The organism is Oleiphilus sp. HI0066 (genome assembly GCF_001635725.1).
On the sequence record NZ_LWFH01000069.1, the window covers coordinates 1 to 516 of the forward strand.

The window sequence follows — 516 nt, forward strand, 5'->3', positions numbered from 1 at the left end:
AATCCACTGAGTGCTACATTGAATGTCATATTGAACCTCTACTGATTAATTAATTAATTTCGCGCACGTTCTCTAACGGAACGCCACCTAAGCCAGCCAAGTTAAGTGTCACTTCGCCGCTTTGAGCGATTGATACACTATTCACTTGCGAAGCAAACAAGGTATCGACCTGCTCAGCGCCCGCGCTTGTTTTTATTTCTGCTTTTATTGTGTATTTGTCTGCAGGCATCTGATCACCCTGCTCATTCAAACCATCCCATTCAAACGGCACTGAACCGGCAAATTGTTGCCCAAGGTCAACACGCCGCACGAGCTCACCTGAACCATTCAAAATAGAGATAGAAAGATTGCTAGTTCCAGNCGGAATGTCTGCAATGCCGCTAATCGTTCCACTTGCCGAAAGTGGAGCCTCAGCGCCTGGCACCAACACAGAGCGCCCAACCATGGCAGACGCTTGCAATGCTTGTGTAGACTGGAACTTATTGGTGAAGTTATTCACCGTGTTGTTAATTTGTT

The 516-nt window shown here is 46.6% G+C and carries 1 protein-coding gene; it reads right to left on the bottom strand.

Going from position 1 to position 516, the window contains the following annotated elements; translation table 11 throughout:
• Positions 1-49: 49 nt before the first annotated feature.
• Positions 50-516 (bottom strand): FLgD tudor-like domain-containing protein (locus tag A3738_RS01170; RefSeq protein WP_156503868.1); only part of this gene is annotated, 467 nt, incomplete at its 5' end.